The organism is Vreelandella sp. F11 (assembly GCF_042466685.1).
Classification (GTDB): Bacteria; Pseudomonadota; Gammaproteobacteria; order Pseudomonadales; family Halomonadaceae; genus Vreelandella.
Genome location: NZ_CP170448.1, coordinates 2,024,785 through 2,042,596, shown reverse-complemented (window position 1 = coordinate 2,042,596; position 17,812 = coordinate 2,024,785). Strand labels below are relative to the sequence as shown.

Here is a 17,812-nt window from a genome sequence, read left to right as displayed (position 1 = left end):
AAGTTTAGTACACGCCAATCTTCTAGGGAGAGTGCTGACGAGGCTTCACCACAAACCAACTGGCCAACACCAAACTACCAAATAGCGTGTAACCCACCACAAACACCCACTCCGGCAAACTGAAATAGAGCAGGCTGTGCAGCCAGTACTGAATAAACGAGCCCGAATAGGTAGCGGCGCCCGCCTCAGCCCTCAGCGCCATTTCCCAGGTAGTTAATGGACAAACCATACCGGCCCAGGCCTGAACCACCACATAGCCAATGGCGCACAGATGCACGATACGAAAGGTTCTATTGCGAACCCACCGCCAGTTTAAGAAATAGCCTGCGTAAATTGCGGCCAGGCCTAACACTACGAAGGCCACAAACAGCACGTGGAGAATGAGAATAATGTCGGCGATTAGGAGAAATAGCGTGGAAGGCATAGCAGAGGGTACCCACTAGCGAAACTTAGCTTACGTTCGACAGCACGCATTAGCAGAGTGTTCAGGGAACAGTGGTTCCATCAAGTACTGAAATAACCACTCCGGCTCTTTCGCATTACTCCTCTTCAATTTCATTGAGACAAACGACGACTTGGTTTCTGCCCCGACGCTTGACAACATAAAGCATCTCATCCGCTCGTTTAATCAACGTCTCCAGGTCTGTATCATCTGAATTTGTGGACGCCACGCCCACGGTGACGCTTGGGCGGAGTTTGCCTATCTCTTCTGTTAACGAAAGCTCAGCCACCCTCTTTTTCAAACGCTCTGCGACTGGCTGTGCATCGTTTAAACTGGTCTCTGGCAGTGCTACGACAAACTCTTCGCCACCAAAGCGCCCTATCACATCCGTTGGACGAAGAGATTCTGCGCAAACTTCGGCGATCCTGGTCAGCACCCAATCCCCATGGCTATGCCCCCAGATGTCGTTAATGTCCTTGAAGTGATCCACATCGATCATAAACAGGCAGAATGGCTCCTTGCAGGACTGCGAGTGCTGCAGCAATTCTTTAGCCAGTTTTATAAAGTGGCCTCGATTATTTAGGCTGGTCAATGCATCCCGCTCAGCGACCACTCTCAACTGTTCCTCCAATGATTTTCGGTGCGCGATTTCTTTGTGTAATTGGTGGTTCTGCTCTCGCTCTTCCTGAAGCAGTGCATATTGCTTGCGCTGCAGGCATTCAAGACGAAGCAGGGCGAAAAATCCTACAACGTTGCCCATAATCAGCAACAGAGCAACCAGCAGCGTCGCTACCGGGGCAAGCCTTGCGAACAGCACCGCAGCCACTAAAAAACCAATATTTAAGTAGAGGCTGGCAGCTGTCACGACTGTTAGCGGATTGGGAATCAGAAGATAAAACGCCATGGTAGCCACCACCACCGCGGTGATTTGAGTAGGGAGGCTTTCGGGTCGTAGGGGGACAATCAAGATAATGCCCGTGGCAAATACCCAAAGCGGCAAAGCGTGCAGCCAGACTCGGTAATCGTTTCTCCACCAGCGCCGTACCACGCACGCCACCATCAGACAAACACTCACCACCACTATTCGCATGGCAAGCAGCAGATAGAACTCCTTTGTCAGACCCAGCAGGTAAAAATCCGAAATCGCGAACATGCCAAAAACACAGGCCGCAACGCTCACTGTTAGGCTGTATTCACGCCTCACGTTTTCCTGGATAGAGTGGCGATATATCTGCTCATGGCTAGCATCGCAAAACTGTCCGGTTAACCCATGCACCCGATACTGCTGTTTCTCTAATGGCACAGCCCCACACTCCCTACGTCACGTGGCAACTTTTTTCTTATTTTATCAACAACGCGATACCGCTCACCTCAACATTCCGCAGGCGTAACCGCGCGATAGCTAGCTGAGGCCTTTTCCAGTCCTTGCTGTAATGCCCGAATGCGAGATTCATGGGCGGGGTGCGTAGAGAGGAATTCAGGGGGCTGAGCGCCACCGGCTGCAGCCATATTACGCCACAGAGCCACGCTTTGATGCGGATCAAACCCCGCACGCGCCATAATCTCTAGGCCCATCAAATCCGCCTCCTCTTCATGGGTGCGGCTGAAAGGCAGGCTAATACCCAACTGGGCGCCGATACCCAAGGCCTCCATTAACTGCTGGTTGCCAAATTCCTCTTCCCCTAATAAACCCACCACCAAGAACACGGCTTTAATGCCAAGCTGTTGGGTAAGCCGCTCATTGCCATGATCTGCCAGCACATGGCCAACCTCATGGCCAATCACCGCCGCTAGCTGGGCAGGGGTTTCAGCCACCCGCAGAAGGCCACTATTCACACCGATGCGCCCACCCGGCAGCGCAAACGCATTGGGGGAAGCATCCTCAAACACCACCACTTCCCAGCGCGTCGGGAAAGCGCTGCCTGGGTAGCTTGCCTCAGCGCCAGCCACCACCCTCTCAGCTACACACTGCACCAACTGATTAGCCTGCGCATCACGGCTGACCGGCTGGCTATTACGCAACTGGTTAAAGGCGTCTTCCCCCATGTCGGCCATTAATGAGTTCGGCACTAAAGCCAATTGGGAGCGCCCGGTGGGAGTTTCACCGCAGCCGGCCAAAGAAGCCAGCACCCCCAAGAGAAATAGAGATGAGAGAAATCGCCGATGCATCGGAGGGTCGCCTGGATTAAGAAACGTGCAGTAGAGTGTAAGGCGCTTCACAGGCATGACGCTCGTCGCGTTCATCAACGCTACCCAACCCGAGGTGCCGGTCGTTATCGTAGGCAACGAACAGCCGATCATGATCCAATACGGCAAGACCTTCGGCTTTGTGCTCAAACTCCATCGGCAAGCCTGCGGGGGTGGTCACCAGCGTTGGCTCGCGCCCTTCCCGAAAACCGCTCAAGCCCACTTCCCACAGGTACCCGCCAATACGCTCTTCACCAGCCTCTATTACCTCAAAGCTATTGAGCAGGTAAAGACGGCCATGGTAGGGGTCATACTCCAAGCTTGATAGGCCGCAGTCATAACGCACCGCAGAGTGACTGCCGGGGTCGAAGGTGTAGTGTTCGCGCATCTCATCGATAAACACCAGGTTGCCACTTTCGCTGATCTCGTAATGCGCGCCGACAATCCGGCTGACATAGCTAAAATCATCATGGGCTTGGCCCTGCTCACGAATACCAAACAGTAGCAGGCCATCGCCGCGTTCGCCGGGAATGGCGGCCAGCCCCTCAATTTTGTAATACGGGAAACCAATTGCTTGATCCAGCTTGGTGCGAAGTTCTAGCGAGCCTTCCACACCATCCCGGGGGTCGGGATCGACTACCTGCACCTGTTCAGGATGGCCCAGCGGCCAGATCAACAGATGGTTGTAATCATTCAGTTCATGACTTTCGTTGTCGATACGGTCAAAGCCAGTAGTGGCCAGCACGTGGCGGCCATCCGCCGTGAGAGAGAGATCTTCATACTTAACAGCCTGTTTAATCAACGGAGTGGTGAAGTACTCCAATTGACGATCATCCGGCCCTTGCTCGGTCATCGGCATGGCAAACATCGCCGAACGCTCATCCCCCGGCACCGGTTTATCACTGGCTAAAATAAGTCGCTGACCGTCGTAAAGCACGGCAGATACCTCGGCATTTACCAGTTTGCCGCGCTCATCGCGTAGCCCGGCGGGAAAACAGTGGATAGTGCCCTGCTGCAGAATGGTGGCGTGCGTCATGGTGATCAATTCTCCCGACTGCTGAAAGTAAGTCCCAGCTTACTAGAGCGTTGGGGAGAGCGTCGAACATAGGCAGAACCATTGATTGGGTCATCATCTGCTTGAGCAGTGACGTTGCTGGAATGGGATGCTTTGACGACCTCCCCGTTTTAATCGCAGGGAGATACGTCTAGATCATTGCACTGCAAATTTACGCTTGTTAAGGCGTTTGCGCTTCGTCGCGCATTACTCTGAGCGAGGTAATTTCAATGTTGAGCGCATCGCGCGTTGCTTCTAACTCACTTACCTCTTCACCCACCACGACAAGTTGGTTATTAGCCTCTTCAATCTCGGTGTTTAGCGCTTCCAGGTCTGCTTCAGCTTGAGCGCGCGCCTCTTCTGCCTCCTGCTGGGCCTGCTGAGCAGCATCGCGGGCAGCTTCAGCCTCTTGTTTCTCTTTTTCTACCTCGGCGTAGGTCTCATTCAGCTCCTCAAGGGTGCTCTCTTTTTCGTCTATTTGCTCGTTGAGGGTGCCCACTTCTTCTTCATGGGTTTCATGCTCGCCTCTTAAAGCGGTCAACTCTTCTTTAGCATTGGCAATGTCGGCTCTTGTCGATGCAAGCGCGGCCTCCGCCTCGGCTTGTTCCACTTCCAGGTTGCTCATTCGCTGCTGCAACGTCGCTAAGTCTAGCTCTGCGGCTTCCACCTCGGACATCTGCGCCTGAACCTGCTGATGCACTCGCTCAGTTTCGGCCAATCGTGCTTCGAGTGCTTCCATACTGTCTTGTCTTGACCCTGCAATGTTATGCGCCAGAACGGCCCAGACCAACGCAATCATCGCGATGACCAAGAGCATCTTTACCCGGTTATCACTCAACAATGCTGCCATCGATGGTTTATTAGTCCCTGTCATTGATGTAATCCTCTCGCCATATTGGTACTACTAACTTAGCAGATAACGTATTAATTTCAGCAGCTTGTAATCTTATCTGTTGTTAATATGGGGGAAGTTCTTGATTCGGCTAGGAGTGATCATTCATAAAAAAATTGACGACAAAACACGCCCGTTTATTTCAGATGATATTTCAAGCGAGTAATCGGGAAAGCGCTAACCTGGAAGACTACTCTTTAGAAAGCAAAACCCGGCCATTTTCGCCGGGTTTAAATCACGATTGGATAATAATCTGCTACTGAAATAAGCCGCTATTCAAAACTCTTCCCACTCGACTTCTGCTACTTTGGAGCTGGGCGTCCTCCCACTTGCAGGCCGGGCCTGTTTTATAGAAGGCACTACTGCCTTGGGTACAGAATTACCAATGGGCAGAGACACACGGTTCTCACCATCAACCAATTTGAAGGTAGCCACAGCCGATTCAAGTTGCGCTGCTTGCTCTTCGAGTGAAGCGGCTGCTGTAGCAGCTTCTTGTACTAGGGCTGCGTTCTGCTGCGTCACCTCATCCATCTGCGAAACGGCTTGATTGACCTGCTCGATGCCATCACTTTGCTCCGAGGAAGCAGCGGAGATTTCATCCATAATATCGGCAACACGCTTCACGGAAGCCATTATATCTTCCATTGTTCGGCCAGCCCCTTCCACAAGGTTAGAGCCCTGCTGAACCTGACCCGCTGATGTTTCAATTAATGCTCTAATCTCCTTGGCTGCATCGGCGCTACGGCTAGCAAGATTGCGCACTTCTGTCGCCACAACGGCAAAACCTCTACCCTGCTCCCCTGCACGGGCAGCCTCAACAGATGCATTAAGTGCCAGAATATTGGTCTGAAAGGCAATCGAGTCGATCACACCAATGATGTCACTAATCTTTTTAGAGCTTTCTGCGATGCCGTGCATTGTCGCAACTACTTGACCTACGGCTTCCCCACCACGCGCTGCCGTTGTAGACGCGTCACTCGCTAGGGTGCTGCCCTGGCGAGCATTATCCGAGTTTTGCTTCACGGTTGCAGTGAGCTGTTCCATGCTGGCAGCCGTCTCTTGTAGTGAAGCGGCCTGTTGCTCTGTACGCGAGGAGAGATCGGCATTACCTCCGGAAATTTCTCTCGCACCAATATGGATGGAACCACTGCTATCACGCACGGATGAGACGGTTTGTGAAAGCCCTTTCTGCATATATTGCATAGCCGCGAACAGCTGGCCAATTTCATTTCGTCCCCGCTCTGCGATTTTATGCGACAAGTCACCTTGGGCAATGCGCTCAAAATGATGGACGGCTTCCTCAATAGGACGAATGACAACTCGCATCATGCCCATTCGAACGAAGACGACACAAAGAAAAACCAGAAGCAATGCAGCCAACCCTATATAACCAGATGTTGTCATGGTCGATTGGTAATCGGCCATAAGATTTTGACCACGTGTGCTGGCATAGTCGTTGAAGGCTACATTCGCCTGGATATAGGCTAGGTTGAGCTGGTCACCTTCACGTTTGGCTGTACGAAAGGCACTTTCATTATTACTCAGCAGGGCCTCGTATTGTGGTTCTAAACCACGGGACACAAGTTGAGTAAAGGCAGCTTCTATTGCATCTGCAAAGGGTTTTCCTTGCTCAGACTTTGGTGCCGCTGCAAATGCTTCAAACCGCTGCTGAGCCCTTTGCAGCATTTGGCCTGCTTTTTCTAGATGGGCTTCTGCCAGCGTCTGATCACCTTCGTTCAATGCGTCGAGGTGGTTAAGGAAGAACAGCTGAGTATCAGCAATATTTACTTGGGCACGGTTAAGCGCGTTCAGTTGCTGAACATTAATACGGTTAAGTTCATCTATCGAACTTGCTCCCAGAGTGCTGGATTGGTAGCCCAACGCCGCGACTAGGAGGATCAAAGCTGTAAACAAGCCCAAAACAGCCGTTAAGCTTGCCTTAACAGTTAGGTTTTTCAATAGGTTATTCATTGCCTACTCTTATGTAGAGAATCAATCGTTAACGAATGACTCCAGCCATGGGGGAAGGTATTACTCCATAACAAGCAGACTACGTGTTATAGGTAAGTGCTATAAACTATCGGCAGCAGTAACCTGGCTTTTAGGTGTCACACAAAGATATTTTGAAACTCTTGATTCAGGTCAATTTTTTAATTTACCTTACAGGTCATATCAAAGATTCTGGTTGTAAACAAATCAATGAGTTAACAAATTAATCGTGGGCAAAAAAAATCACCCGGATACTCTTGAGCTAAGATATTGATATAAATAACAATAATAAAAAGATTTAAAACTCCACCCAACACACTCAAGTACCCCAACCTTATTTTAGAGATTGGCTTTAATATGTTGGATGGCAATTAGGCATACAGATTTAGCTGCCAATAACCAACGTCGTGCCACTGATCGAACTTAAAACCCACCCTTTCAAAATGGGCCACTTTTTTCATGCCCATTTTCTCATGCAGCGCAACGCTGGCAGGGTTGGGAAGCGTGATGCCGCCTATCACCGCATGAATGCCGCTCTCTTTGAGCTTGGCAAAAATAGCTTCATACAGTTTTGCCCCCAAGCCCCTGCCTCGCACCTGGTTGGAAAGATAGACGCTAGCCTCGACTGAAAATCGATAGGCGCTTCTCTCCTTCCATTTTGTCGCGTAGGCGTAGCCGACCACAGCATCATCTTCCCCTGCCACCAACCAAGGCAAACCGACCCCCTGAACGGCTTCAATCCGGCCTTGAATGTCTGAGCCCGTGACTGGCTTTTCTTCAAATGAAATAGCGGTGTTTTCGATGTAGTGGTTATAAATGTGCGCGATGGCTTCCGAATCACCCTTTGCGGCATCTCTGATCATGGTTTATTCCATTTATATTCTGACAGTTTAGGTTCACTGATTAAAAAATCGACTTCCGCTTCCTAGGCCAGCTAGGTAGCCTTTAATGCCAAGCAGGCGTTACCCACACCGCGTTGCCAGAAACTCGCCATTGCCAACAGGTACACTGCACGTGGTGAAATCGGGATCTGCCGATACCAACTCCATAAAATCAGCCATTTCATCTGCGTGGGAAGTGGCATTATCCACCACAAGCAGCCCGCCCTTACGTAAAGCTCGCTGGATATTCGGCCACCACTGCACATAATCAGAGCGTTTTGAGTCTAGAAAGAGCAGATCGAAACTGGCATCGTCCAGACTCTCAAGCAGACCACCCGCCTCCCCTCGATGTTGAGTAATGACCTCAGAGAGTCCTGAGCGCGCAAAATTTTTCGCGGCGATCTCAAGCTTGAATTCGGAAAGCTCAACGGTGGTAACTTGCCCTCCAATTCTCTGCACAGCCTGGGCCAGCCATAAGGTGGAATATCCATTCGAGGTGCCAATTTCCAATACTCGCTGGGCATTGGTTGCTTGAACAAGTACCGATAGAAACTCCCCCGTATCGCGGGTGATATTCAGCATGCGCCTTGGGCGTTCAGAAATGGCAGCATCGTTTTGTTGGCCAAATTGCTCAAGTTCCGTTAGCAGTTCTTGAAGATTTTCACTCACAGTTGCCTCCCGTTTCGTTTGGCACAGCATTTCAATCAGAACATTGACTGGCCTTTGCTTACGCAGGCCGCTTTGCAAGCAGCGCCCAGACACCCGCTGAAGAGAGTAACGTTCCACCAACCATGTTGAAGCGGCGCTGGGCACGACGCGATGCAAGCATCTTGCGCACCGACGTTGCGAATACGGCATAGAGAGTGGCATTGAGCGTTGCCAACGCCACGAACGTGACAGCAAGTATCCATAGTTGTTGCCCAACATCAGCGTTCGGGCTGACGAATTGCGGTAAGAAGGCGACGAAAAAGATAATGCCCTTCGGGTTAAGCGCAGTCACGAGATAGGTATTGGTGAAGAGCCTCCAGCGCGAACTTGATACTGCTGGTGTTACTGGCTGCACTGATGATAGACCGGCACGCAACAGCTTTATGCCCATATAGAGCAGGTATAAACCGCCGATCCACTTGACCACGGTGAACCAAAAAGCCGAGGTGGCTAACACCGCTCCTAGGCCAAGCAGTGAAAAGAGCAGCGCGGTTGAATCACCTAACGCCACCGCAGCGACAAGCGGAATATTGGCGCGCCTGCCTTGGGCGATGGAGTAGCTAACCACGGTCAAAATCGTTGGCCCAGGGATGGCGAGCAAAGCCACCGACGCCAGGGCAAAGGCGAACCAGATTTCAATAGACATGGGAAGCTACCTCACAGGTTGTTAATGCTAAGTTAGCATAAGCTCAATAATGATTGGAGTGCTCTTTGAAAAGCTTATTAAGGCACCTTAAAACGCTTAGTCGTTGGTCACGTTAGCTGAAGTTGTCACCCCTGGAGAGTGATACTATAGTGATACTATTAGTCTGATTCAGGGTAATCCCCATGAAAGTGGAACTTGTTACCAACCTTAAGCGCCAAGCCACCAAAATTTTGGCAGACCTGCATTTGTCGAAGGAGCCGGTACTGATCACAGAACATGGTCAACCATCTGCTTATCTTGTGGATGTGCAAGATTACGAGTTCATGCAGCGCCGTCTTGAGCTGCTTGAAGGGCTCGCACGCGGAGAGCGTGCTGGGCTTGAGGGAAGAACATACAGCCAAAGGGAGGCCAGGGAGAGAATGAGCAAATGGCTGAAGTAGTCTGGACGGAGCCAGCTCTTCAGGAGTTGGGCGCTATCGCTGAATACATTGCGCTAGATAATCCTGCCGCTGCGAATCACTTAGTCAAAAAGGTTTTCGATAAAACCGACCGTTTGGAAGGTTTTCCCCAATCCGGGCGGACTCCCCCAGAACTCCCTAATTCGGTATACAGGGAGGTAGTTGTTCCCCCGTGTCGCATTTTTTATCGTCAAGATGAGACTCGGGCTCTCATCCTTTATGTCATGCGAGAGGAACGGCAGCTCCGTTCGTACATGCTTGAGAGCAGCGAATAGAGTGCGCGTAGCCGCTGGGCAAATTAGCGGGTAAATCATCGATTGGGAACGTCGCAATCTTGCTGTGCTCGTGACTTACTACTGGGCTAAATCGCCCAACTAAGCGGCAACCATAGGTGACAATAAACACATGCTTACCTGGGATCACCTCAAACAGGTAAGTATCAATAAGGCCGTTTGCCTCAACATCGACACCAAGCTCTTCCTTAAACTCCCGAACCAGGCATTCGGTAGAACGTTCTCCAATCTCAATGCGTCCACCGGGCAGTTCCCACTCGTCACGGTCATTGAGCGCCAGTACCACCGCATCAGATGGCAAGACCAAAACACCTTTGATTGATACTGGGAACATAGTGCTTCCTCTCAGCAGTTAGATCTGCTTTACCTCGTATTTTCAAGCTGCCACGTCAAAGCGGCATCTAACAGCTCTAGCGCCTTGGCTTTATTTGTCCACCAGTCCGTTGACCAGACTCTAAACAGCGTCCAGCCCAACCCTTCCAAAACGCCCTGGCGTACCTTGTCCCGCTCTCGGGCATAGGCTGAACTGTGGTACATGGCGCCATCACACTCAATGCCTGCCAAGTAAACACCGGGCTTGTCCGGGTGAACGATGCCCATATCGATACGGTAAGCAGAAACGCCGATTTGCGGATGCACGATCCAGCCTTTTTCTTGCAATGCTCGGGCAACAGCAATTTCAAACGGCGATTCAAAGTCCCCCACAGAGCCATGCACGGCGGCGCCCAGTGCTGCAGCGCCACGTTCGGCGTACTCCAAAAAGTGCTTGAGGTCAGCCACAGCCCGTGCTGAGGTGCGGGCCAGATCGATACGCTCTGGAACCAGGGTGGAGAACACCACCATTTCGGAGCGGGCGCGGGTCATGGCCACATTCAAGCGGCGCTCGCCACCGTTGCGGTTCAGCGGGCCGAAGTTCATGGTGACGTGGCCGGCTTCGTCCGGGCCATAGGTGATGCTAAATAAGATCACATCCCGCTCGTCGCCCTGCACAGTCTCCAGGTTTTTCACAAACACCGGCTCCAGCTCGTCGTCGGAGAATGCCCACTCGATGCTGGGATCTTCCCCCCGGGCCTTGTCGAGCAGGTCTTCAATCAAACTCTGCTGTTCGGTATTGAAGGTCACCACCCCAATGGACTGACGGCGCATCGCTTCATCTTCCGATGTTAGCCGCCGCAAGATCTCATCTACTATGGCCTTCGCTTCACCTTGGTTATGGCGTGCCTTTCCTCGGGCATAGAACCCTTCTGGCCGCACCAGCGAAACGCCCTTGTCAGGGTGTACCGGGGCTGGAAAGGTCACCAGTGAGTTTTCGTAGTAACGGCTGTTGGAGAACGCAATCAAGCTCTCGCGGCGGGAGCGGTAATGCAAATTCAATACCCGCTGGGGGATACTGGCGCCCATCAACTCGTCAAGAATGCTCTCAAGATCGCCCTCACCGTCGACATCGCCATCCGGGTCATCATCGGAGCGGCTAAAGAAGTTGGTCGGCGGCATCTGTTTGGGGTCACCCGCCACGATGACCTGTTTGCCCCGTGCCAGTGAGCCGACCGCATCCCACACGGTAATCTGTGAGGCTTCATCGAAAATCACCACATCAAACAGCGCCTGTCCTGGAGATAGGAACTGAGCAATAGAGAGCGGTGACATCATTAAACAGGGCGCCAGGGTAGTAATCGCATCGGGGATGGTTTCCATCATCTCCCGCACCGGTTTATGGCGCATTTTTTTCTGCAGTTCGTGGCGTAGTACGCCCCAGGAAGAGCTCTTCTGGATACCCTCCTGATCAGGAATTTCCCCTGACAAACTCGCCGCGATATATTGGGCCGTCAAGGCGCTGAACCGGCTATCCAGCTCGCGGAAATTCTCAATCGTGGCCTGATGCTCAGGCGATGAGAAGGTGCGCAGCACCTCATCTTCGCCAATCACCGCCGCCGACCACCAAGCACAGTAGGCCGCTTCAAACACTTCCTTGACCTGATCCGCCGATACGCTGCCCTGCTCAATGGCCTCTACCAGCGGGCCTAGCTGGTAATCCAACGCCTCAGAACGGCGCCGCATCCAGGCACACCACTCTTTCAAAGAAATATGGTGGTCGATAATCTGCTGGCAGTGCGCGCTTAGCGCCTCCAAGGCGGGCACATCGGCATCCAGACGCCCATCCAGCGTTGAACCGATCAGCCCTTCAAACTGCATTTTTAGCGCCGTAAACGTCTCAAAGGTCGCTTGGAAGTCATTGACCACCCGCCCTACCGGGGCCTCTGGCGCCAGCAGGTCGTTGGCATCATATAACAGCGTACGAATCTTACCCCGCAGCATCGCCAGCGACTCTGCGTCATCAGCAAGCTTGCCCACCGCGACACGGGCACGAGAACCCAATAGCTTCAAGGCGGCCATAGCATCGGGGTCGGAGTTATACGCGTCCCAGCCCCGTAGCCCCTTCAATACGCCATCCAGGCGATCAATATGGCCGCCCGTTTCGCGCAGCTGCATCAGCACGGGGATATCGTTATCGGGGTTTGGTGTGCCCTGGGCACCGCCTGCGCGCATCTGCTTGACGACGCTACGCTTGGCAAACCAGCTTTTCGGCCACCAAGTTTCGTTGGCTGCTGCCCAGGTCGGGCCAAGTACAGCGGCATCCAGCGTTTGCCACGCCAGTGGCGCATAGCTACAGCTTAATTTTTGCTGGGTAGCGATATAAGTTTTAAGCTGGGTGACTGCCTCTTCCAACGCATCAAGCCGATCAGGGGCATCGGGTTCCAGGGCAAACGAGGCTGGCTGGCGATAGGCATCCAGCAGTACTTGACCACACTCCGCCACGGCCGAAAGCTTGACCAAATTAACCCTGCCCAAACTGATACCCAGCGCCTTCTCAAGGGCTGACAAGTCTAGCGACATTTTGTCTGCACTGGCTTGGAGACGCCGGGCAACACTGACCACCTCCTCCTGCCACTGGGGCCGCCAGTCGTGATGAGTGACGGCACTTAACGGGTGATCCACCAAGTTACCAACGGCGTGGGCCTGCACGCTCAGCAGTGTCGCTATTTCGCGCAGCTGTTCTAGCTGTTTTTCATCATGAGTCGCGGCGGTGGCCCAGCTGAGTTTGGCCTTCGCGGCCAGCGCTGCGTCGCGGATCTTGATACCCATTGCATAGTGCGCCGTCAGCCCGTTACGGTGGCGCTGATGTAAGGCATTAACCACGCAATTTAGGCGATCACGCAGGTTTTTCAGCCGCTCACCCTCCGCCTTCCAGTCGCTTACCGATGCCTTGGATGCGCTACTCCAGGAAGTGCGCAGTTGATCCAACACATCCGCTTTCTTGGCCTTGTTGGAGTGCAACTCCAGGCAGAACTGACCAAGACCAATTTCCCGCAGGCGGCGATGCACGACCTCCAGGGCGGCGGTCTTTTCCGATACGAAGAGAACTTTTTTGCCCTTGCCGAGCATGTGGGCAATCAGGTTACCGATCGTCTGACTCTTACCGGTACCCGGCGGCCCGATAATGACAAAATCCTTTCCCCGATCCGCCGTGGCAATCGCCGACATCTGGGACGAATCCGCAGGCAGCGGTGTCAATAAATCGGCGGGGGTGTATTCCCGGTCAATCTCCTTGGCGTCAACAAAGCGAATATCGCTTTCATAGGGCTCGCGTGGGGTGTCCAGCAGATGCTTCACCACCGGGCTCTCTTTCAGCGCCTCGGAGCGATCCATCAGGTCTTTCCACATCAGGTACTTGGCGAACGAGAAGTGCCCCAGTACCACCTCTTCCACTACCTCAAACCCAGGCACTGTTTTAATCGCCTGGCGAACTCGGTTCCAAATACCTACCACATCGACGCCGCTTTCATCTTCGGGTAGCGCGCCTGCGAGGCCGTTAATATCGATGGCGAAATCTTTTTTCAATAGCTCCAGCAGCGTGGTATTAAAACGCGGCTCATCATCACTGGCGACCATCTTCACGCCGCTGCGTACCGACTTTCGCTCCAGCGATACCGGCAGCAGAATCAGCGGGGCGCGGTAGCGGCGGCTACCTTTGTCGTTCGGTTTCCACAATAAAAACCCGACCGCCAGAAACAGCGTATTGGAGCCACCTTCTTTTAACGAGGTCTGAGCCCTGCGGTAAATTTCCACCGAGCGCTTCTCCAGCTCTTCTTTGCTGAAATCTACCAATACTTGTTTCTTGTCCAGCGCATCGCGGGAGTAGACGTCCTTGAGTTCCTCCCCCGTTCGCTGGCGATGAATATCCTCATCCTGATCCTGCGCCTGTAAGCGGGGAAACGGCGCGATTGAAATGCGCGCCCCGGTCGCCAACAAGTCTTCCAGTGCGCTTGGGTCACCGCACACCAACGGCAGGCTACTTTTACTCGGTTTCTGGTTAAGCAAGGGGTTACGCGCAGAGAGGTCTAACAGCTTACGTTGCCAGCGCTCCAAACGGCCACCCGGCGAGTCTTCAAACACTTCCTGCGCCATATGCACGGTGGCTGCAGGCAAATCCGGAGCCTCTTCCAACAACGGCTCGAAAGTGTCAGTTGCACGGCTTGCCGCGAATGTGTTCTCAGGCCGAGATGTCAGGCTAATGGGGTTGATGCGATGGGCCCGTGCCCGGCGAATATCCACCGCCGCGACAAACTCATGGTTCTTATCCAGCGAGACCTGCTTATTGCCTGCCTCGACCGCCTTGGAAAACGGTGGCGCAGGATGCTGCGTGGTATAGGTGGTTTCAATCAGGATAAGTTCTTGCAGGGGAATACGCTGGCGAAGGGTTTCCGCCTCATCGACCACCACACTGGAAAGATCTTCTTTTTCCAACCACAACCCGACCAGCGCATGCCCTTCGGTAAGCACTACCAGTGGGTTCAGTTGGGCCTGCTCTAGCGCTGCTGCAAATAGCAAAGTGGTGTCCAGGCAAGTCGCTACTTTGGCACTTTCAATGTGGTGAGGGAGGCGAACTTTCTGACCATTGCGTTCAAAGCTGGCGGGCGGCAGCGCGTAGCCCAGCTGCATCCTTATAATGGCGGTATAAATCGCCGAGGCCATTAGCCACACCTGCTCTCGGCTGTTGGACTCATAGCCATTAATCTGGTCGGGCTTACCCGCCTTACGCAGAATCTGGCTGGCCTGGCCCAGCAACCGATCCACCATTGGGTCGTTGGGGGTACAAAACGCCGCCAACAGCTCTGGCATATAGCCTGCCCCGCCCCACTCATTACAGGCCAGCAACTCTACTGGCACTGCCTGCTCAACCAAGGTCTCATCACCCTGACGAACGCTAAGCGTCACCGTGCCACGCATGGATTCTGTTAGCCCAAACAGGAAACCAACGTCCAACTCAAGATCGCGATCCTTTAACGCCAGCCGCCCACCCGCCGCCAGCTGATCCACCGTCCAGGTTTTCTGCTTCACAAACCCAGGAGAAGCCTCCAGCGTCACGATAAGATCAGAAAGCGCCTGCTCTTCATTGATGTTTTCAATCTGCAGCTCCCGTAGTACCGCAAACGCGCTCTGATGGCAGGCGAAATTGATCTTCTCCACTAGCGTGGCGTGGATCTTGAGGACAGAGGATTCTTGGTTAGGCATGGGCACTCTTAATTAAGATTAAAGCCAGTGGTCGTTCAGGCGTGGATGTTTAGGCCAACTACAGGCTCATCAGAAGGTGGTCAGCAGCAAGCCGGCTATTACCGTTTCACTCGCCAGCTAGGTCGTTACTGGTAAGCCGTTTGCCCATAATACAAAGACTGTACTCCCTACCATCCATCTCGGCTATATCAGGAAGGCGTCCCCACTCATGGTAACCAAGGGACTTTAGCAACCGCATACTCGGGGCATTATGCGCAAAGACATAGCCCACCAGGATACGTAAACCCAGTGTTGGCGCCATCTCCTCTGCCGCCAATAACAATTTCTTTCCTAGCAGCTTCCTTTGATGCTCTGGGGCGATATAGATGCTCAGCTCAGCGGTATGGCGATACGCGGGTCTGCCATAGAAACTTTCGAAGCTCACCCATGCAACGACCTCTTCGTCCTGCTCGTATACCAGTAGCGGACGGCTTTCTGGTTGATGTTTCCGAAACCACTCAAGGCGCGATTCGATGTCAACCGGCTGAGTATCCGCCGTGGAAGTTCTTGTCGGGATAGCGGCATTATAAATATCTACAATCCTCGGCAGATCGAGTTCTTGCGCATGCCTAAGCCCCATTGAAGCCTCCATAAATGGATACAGAAAACATGGTTCAGGTAACGCAGCGCTCACGCTTATATTGATCTCGGCTAAGAGAGCAGAAGTAAATCAAATTGGATTATCGGTGAGGCAATACCTTTTGAACCATTGATGCTAAGTTAGCATAAGACTCATGGTGATTGGAGTACTCGCTACGAGTTCAGCAGCTCTAGTTGTAATGATGGCTTTTAACATCACCATATGCCTAACTGAACGGCGCCCCACCTCCCCGGTGCCAAGGTACCAATAAAGGCACCGACCAGCCCCAGGTAAGCGCCAGTCATCCAACTGCGATGCTGCTCTACCCTGCGCTTCAAAATAGCTACCACCGCAACAGTAAGCGCCACTAACACCCATAACGAAAGCAGATGAATAGGCCCAAAGTGCCCTATCAACGGCAGAACGCCGCCGCCAAACCAGAGGGAGCTCAAAGCTGAAAGAGCCATGGCCAGCACCCAAATACTGCCCATTATTCGATGAGCCACAGTGCCCTTGGTCGAGAGCAGCACAATAGCCCCAAGCCCCAGGGCCAGAAGGGACGCGTAGAGATGCAGGGTAAACGCCATGGAAACCTCCGAGAGACAAGCCAGCCGCATGGCAAATGCAACTTGTTGCATAAGGCTAGTCTCTATCATTTCATTATGCAACTATGTGCATAATGTTCTCACAACACACGGTTCCCTATGTCCCTACGCGCCGTTTTATTAATTACCCTGCAGCGTGAACCCGGCACCGGCTACGATATCCTGCAACGCTTCAAAGCGGGCCTTGCCCATGTTTGGCAAGCCAGCCACCAGCAGCTTTACCGCGAACTTGACCGGATGCGTAGCGATGGCCTGCTGACGTGCGAGACGCTGCCGCAAACCGAGCGCCCCGACCGCAAGGTTTACCAACTGACCGAAGCGGGCCGTCAATCACTGGACACCTGGCTCGCCGAGCCCTTGGCCGCAAGCCCAGTGCGCCAGCCGCTGTTCGCCAAATTTTTCGCCTGGGAACGCTGGCCCAAGCAGGCCCGCCGCGAAGAACTCACCGCCTTTCGTGAGCAGCTTAAGGAGCGCTTGATGACCTATGCCGCAATAGAACGGGAGTGGTTTAGCGACCCACAGGCGTTGACGCCTGCCCAACGGGCGCCCTGGCATACATTACGACTTGGCCAACGTCTTACCGAAACGTGGGTGGAATGGGTCGAGGAAGTGATGGAAGAAGATTAGCTATGGGTGAAACCAGCCTCTTGTTGAAGCTGGGGCTTTAGTGGGATAGAGGCTACCAGCACTTTACGGGCTAGCTTTTAAAAGCTCAGAAAACGAGGGAGGTAGGAATTCATCGATATAGCTATCATTGAATTCGACTAACCGCGCCAACGCTTCGGGGTCGGGCAGCTTCACGTGCTGGCGGTTTCGGATCACCAGCCCCTCATCACGCAGCATCGAGAAAGTCCGGCTTACGTGTACCGGGCTCATCCCCAGCGCGTCACTAATCAGCTCCTGCGTGAGCGGCATGAAGAAGCTATTGTCCTCAACGGCATTGATCCGCTTGAGTCGCAGATAGATCTCGTAGAGAAAGTGCGCCAACTGCTCGTGGGCTGAATACTTGCCGAGGTAGATCAGCCGCTCGGAGAGTTGCGCCTGCTGACGCGTGGCGGTGGCCACGATGCCGACAGCTAAGCTCGAACGCCCAAAGAGTTCAAAAAGCTGCTGATATGAGAATGAACAGATCACACCTTTATTAATCATTGCCGCGCTCGCCAAGCGCCGGGTGAAGCCAAAATCGCGAATGCCGATAATATCGCCAGGAAGGTAGAACTTGAGGATCTGCTTTGAACCATTTTTCAAGTTACGATAGGAGTATGCCCAACCCTCCTTGACCACGCAGAACAGATCGGCTTCCTCGCTCTCCTGCCAGAGCACCTCGCTAGCTGACATGTATCTAGGGCTGAGCTCAAGACCCAGCAATAACGCTTTGTCTTCTGCAGACAAAACGCCTTGAGTACTAAGGCCCCGCATCACTACTGAATCGATGAGAGACACTCTGCTACCCCTCAGGCAAAT

The 17,812-nt window shown here is 53.1% G+C and carries 17 protein-coding genes; 3 read left to right on the top strand and 14 right to left on the bottom strand.

Translation table 11 applies throughout. The annotated features are described in order from the left end of the window. Positions 1-22 precede the first annotated feature (22 nt). From ACFIOZ_RS09200 to ACFIOZ_RS09160, 9 genes are all read right to left on the bottom strand, one after another. Entirely contained in the window at positions 23-424 is a 402-nt protein-coding gene (locus ACFIOZ_RS09200; RefSeq protein WP_386083393.1) for a DUF2784 domain-containing protein, read from the bottom strand. Between the two features lie 115 nt (positions 425-539). Further along, positions 540-1,622, bottom strand: coding sequence for a GGDEF domain-containing protein (locus ACFIOZ_RS09195; RefSeq protein ID WP_386083391.1), 1,083 nt, complete (start codon positions 1,620-1,622; stop codon positions 540-542). Between the two features lie 191 nt (positions 1,623-1,813). Next, positions 1,814-2,611 carry a M48 family metallopeptidase gene (locus tag ACFIOZ_RS09190; RefSeq protein ID WP_386083390.1) on the bottom strand — a complete coding sequence of 266 codons (798 nt, stop codon included), beginning with the start codon at positions 2,609-2,611 and terminating at the stop codon, positions 1,814-1,816. Positions 2,612-2,627: 16 nt separating this feature from the next. After that, the gene (locus ACFIOZ_RS09185) at positions 2,628-3,665 is read right to left on the bottom strand and encodes a hypothetical protein (RefSeq protein WP_386083388.1); all 1,038 of its coding nucleotides are present in this window, start codon (positions 3,663-3,665) and stop codon (positions 2,628-2,630) included. Positions 3,666-3,864: 199 nt separating this feature from the next. Next, positions 3,865-4,557 carry a hypothetical protein gene (locus tag ACFIOZ_RS09180; protein ID WP_386083386.1) on the bottom strand — a complete coding sequence of 231 codons (693 nt, stop codon included), beginning with the start codon at positions 4,555-4,557 and terminating at the stop codon, positions 3,865-3,867. A gap of 294 nt (positions 4,558-4,851) precedes the next feature. After that, positions 4,852-6,546 carry a methyl-accepting chemotaxis protein gene (locus ACFIOZ_RS09175; RefSeq protein WP_386083384.1) on the bottom strand — a complete coding sequence of 565 codons (1,695 nt, stop codon included), beginning with the start codon at positions 6,544-6,546 and terminating at the stop codon, positions 4,852-4,854. Positions 6,547-6,935: 389 nt separating this feature from the next. Next, the gene (locus tag ACFIOZ_RS09170) at positions 6,936-7,427 is read right to left on the bottom strand and encodes an arsinothricin resistance N-acetyltransferase ArsN1 family B (protein ID WP_386083382.1); all 492 of its coding nucleotides are present in this window, start codon (positions 7,425-7,427) and stop codon (positions 6,936-6,938) included. A 99-nt stretch (positions 7,428-7,526) separates the two neighbouring features. Next, complete coding sequence (locus ACFIOZ_RS09165; RefSeq protein ID WP_386083380.1) at positions 7,527-8,114, bottom strand: O-methyltransferase; 588 nt, start codon at positions 8,112-8,114, stop codon at positions 7,527-7,529. A 58-nt stretch (positions 8,115-8,172) separates the two neighbouring features. Beyond that, positions 8,173-8,799, bottom strand: a complete 627-nt coding sequence (locus ACFIOZ_RS09160; RefSeq protein WP_386083378.1) for a LysE family translocator — start codon at positions 8,797-8,799, stop codon at positions 8,173-8,175. Between the two features lie 182 nt (positions 8,800-8,981). On the opposite strand from ACFIOZ_RS09160, the gene ACFIOZ_RS09155 reads away from it, so the two are divergent. Both ACFIOZ_RS09155 and ACFIOZ_RS09150 read left to right on the top strand, forming a co-directional pair. Continuing rightward, complete coding sequence (locus ACFIOZ_RS09155; protein ID WP_386083376.1) at positions 8,982-9,239, top strand: type II toxin-antitoxin system Phd/YefM family antitoxin; 258 nt, start codon at positions 8,982-8,984, stop codon at positions 9,237-9,239. Further along, positions 9,227-9,532, top strand: coding sequence for a type II toxin-antitoxin system RelE/ParE family toxin (locus tag ACFIOZ_RS09150; protein ID WP_386083374.1), 306 nt, complete (start codon positions 9,227-9,229; stop codon positions 9,530-9,532). Before ACFIOZ_RS09155 ends, ACFIOZ_RS09150 begins: the two co-directional genes overlap by 13 nt. Here ACFIOZ_RS09150 and ACFIOZ_RS09145 read toward each other — a convergent pair. The 4 genes from ACFIOZ_RS09145 to ACFIOZ_RS09130 all read right to left on the bottom strand — a co-directional run bounded on the left by ACFIOZ_RS09145 (position 9,480) and on the right by ACFIOZ_RS09130 (position 16,381). Beyond that, positions 9,480-9,884 carry an NUDIX hydrolase gene (locus tag ACFIOZ_RS09145; protein WP_386083372.1) on the bottom strand — a complete coding sequence of 135 codons (405 nt, stop codon included), beginning with the start codon at positions 9,882-9,884 and terminating at the stop codon, positions 9,480-9,482. The two genes, ACFIOZ_RS09150 and ACFIOZ_RS09145, sit on opposite strands and share 53 nt — an antisense overlap. Before the next feature lie 29 nt (positions 9,885-9,913). Then, positions 9,914-15,124: a DUF4011 domain-containing protein gene (locus ACFIOZ_RS09140; RefSeq protein ID WP_386083370.1), complete on the bottom strand. Its 5,211-nt coding sequence runs from the start codon at positions 15,122-15,124 to the stop codon at positions 9,914-9,916. Between the two features lie 106 nt (positions 15,125-15,230). Then, entirely contained in the window at positions 15,231-15,743 is a 513-nt protein-coding gene (locus tag ACFIOZ_RS09135; RefSeq protein WP_386083368.1) for a GNAT family N-acetyltransferase, read from the bottom strand. Positions 15,744-15,958: 215 nt separating this feature from the next. Beyond that, a complete protein-coding gene (locus tag ACFIOZ_RS09130) occupies positions 15,959-16,381 on the bottom strand; it encodes a DUF2306 domain-containing protein (RefSeq protein ID WP_386083367.1) in 423 nt (140 codons plus the stop codon). A 66-nt stretch (positions 16,382-16,447) separates the two neighbouring features. Here ACFIOZ_RS09130 and ACFIOZ_RS09125 point away from each other — a divergent pair, with 66 nt between their 5' ends. Next, the gene (locus ACFIOZ_RS09125) at positions 16,448-16,975 is read left to right on the top strand and encodes a PadR family transcriptional regulator (protein WP_386083365.1); all 528 of its coding nucleotides are present in this window, start codon (positions 16,448-16,450) and stop codon (positions 16,973-16,975) included. Positions 16,976-17,038: 63 nt separating this feature from the next. Here the strand turns inward: ACFIOZ_RS09125 and ACFIOZ_RS09120 are convergent, their stop codons facing one another. Continuing rightward, positions 17,039-17,791, bottom strand: a complete 753-nt coding sequence (locus tag ACFIOZ_RS09120; protein ID WP_386083363.1) for a Crp/Fnr family transcriptional regulator — start codon at positions 17,789-17,791, stop codon at positions 17,039-17,041. Positions 17,792-17,812: the final 21 nt, after the last annotated feature.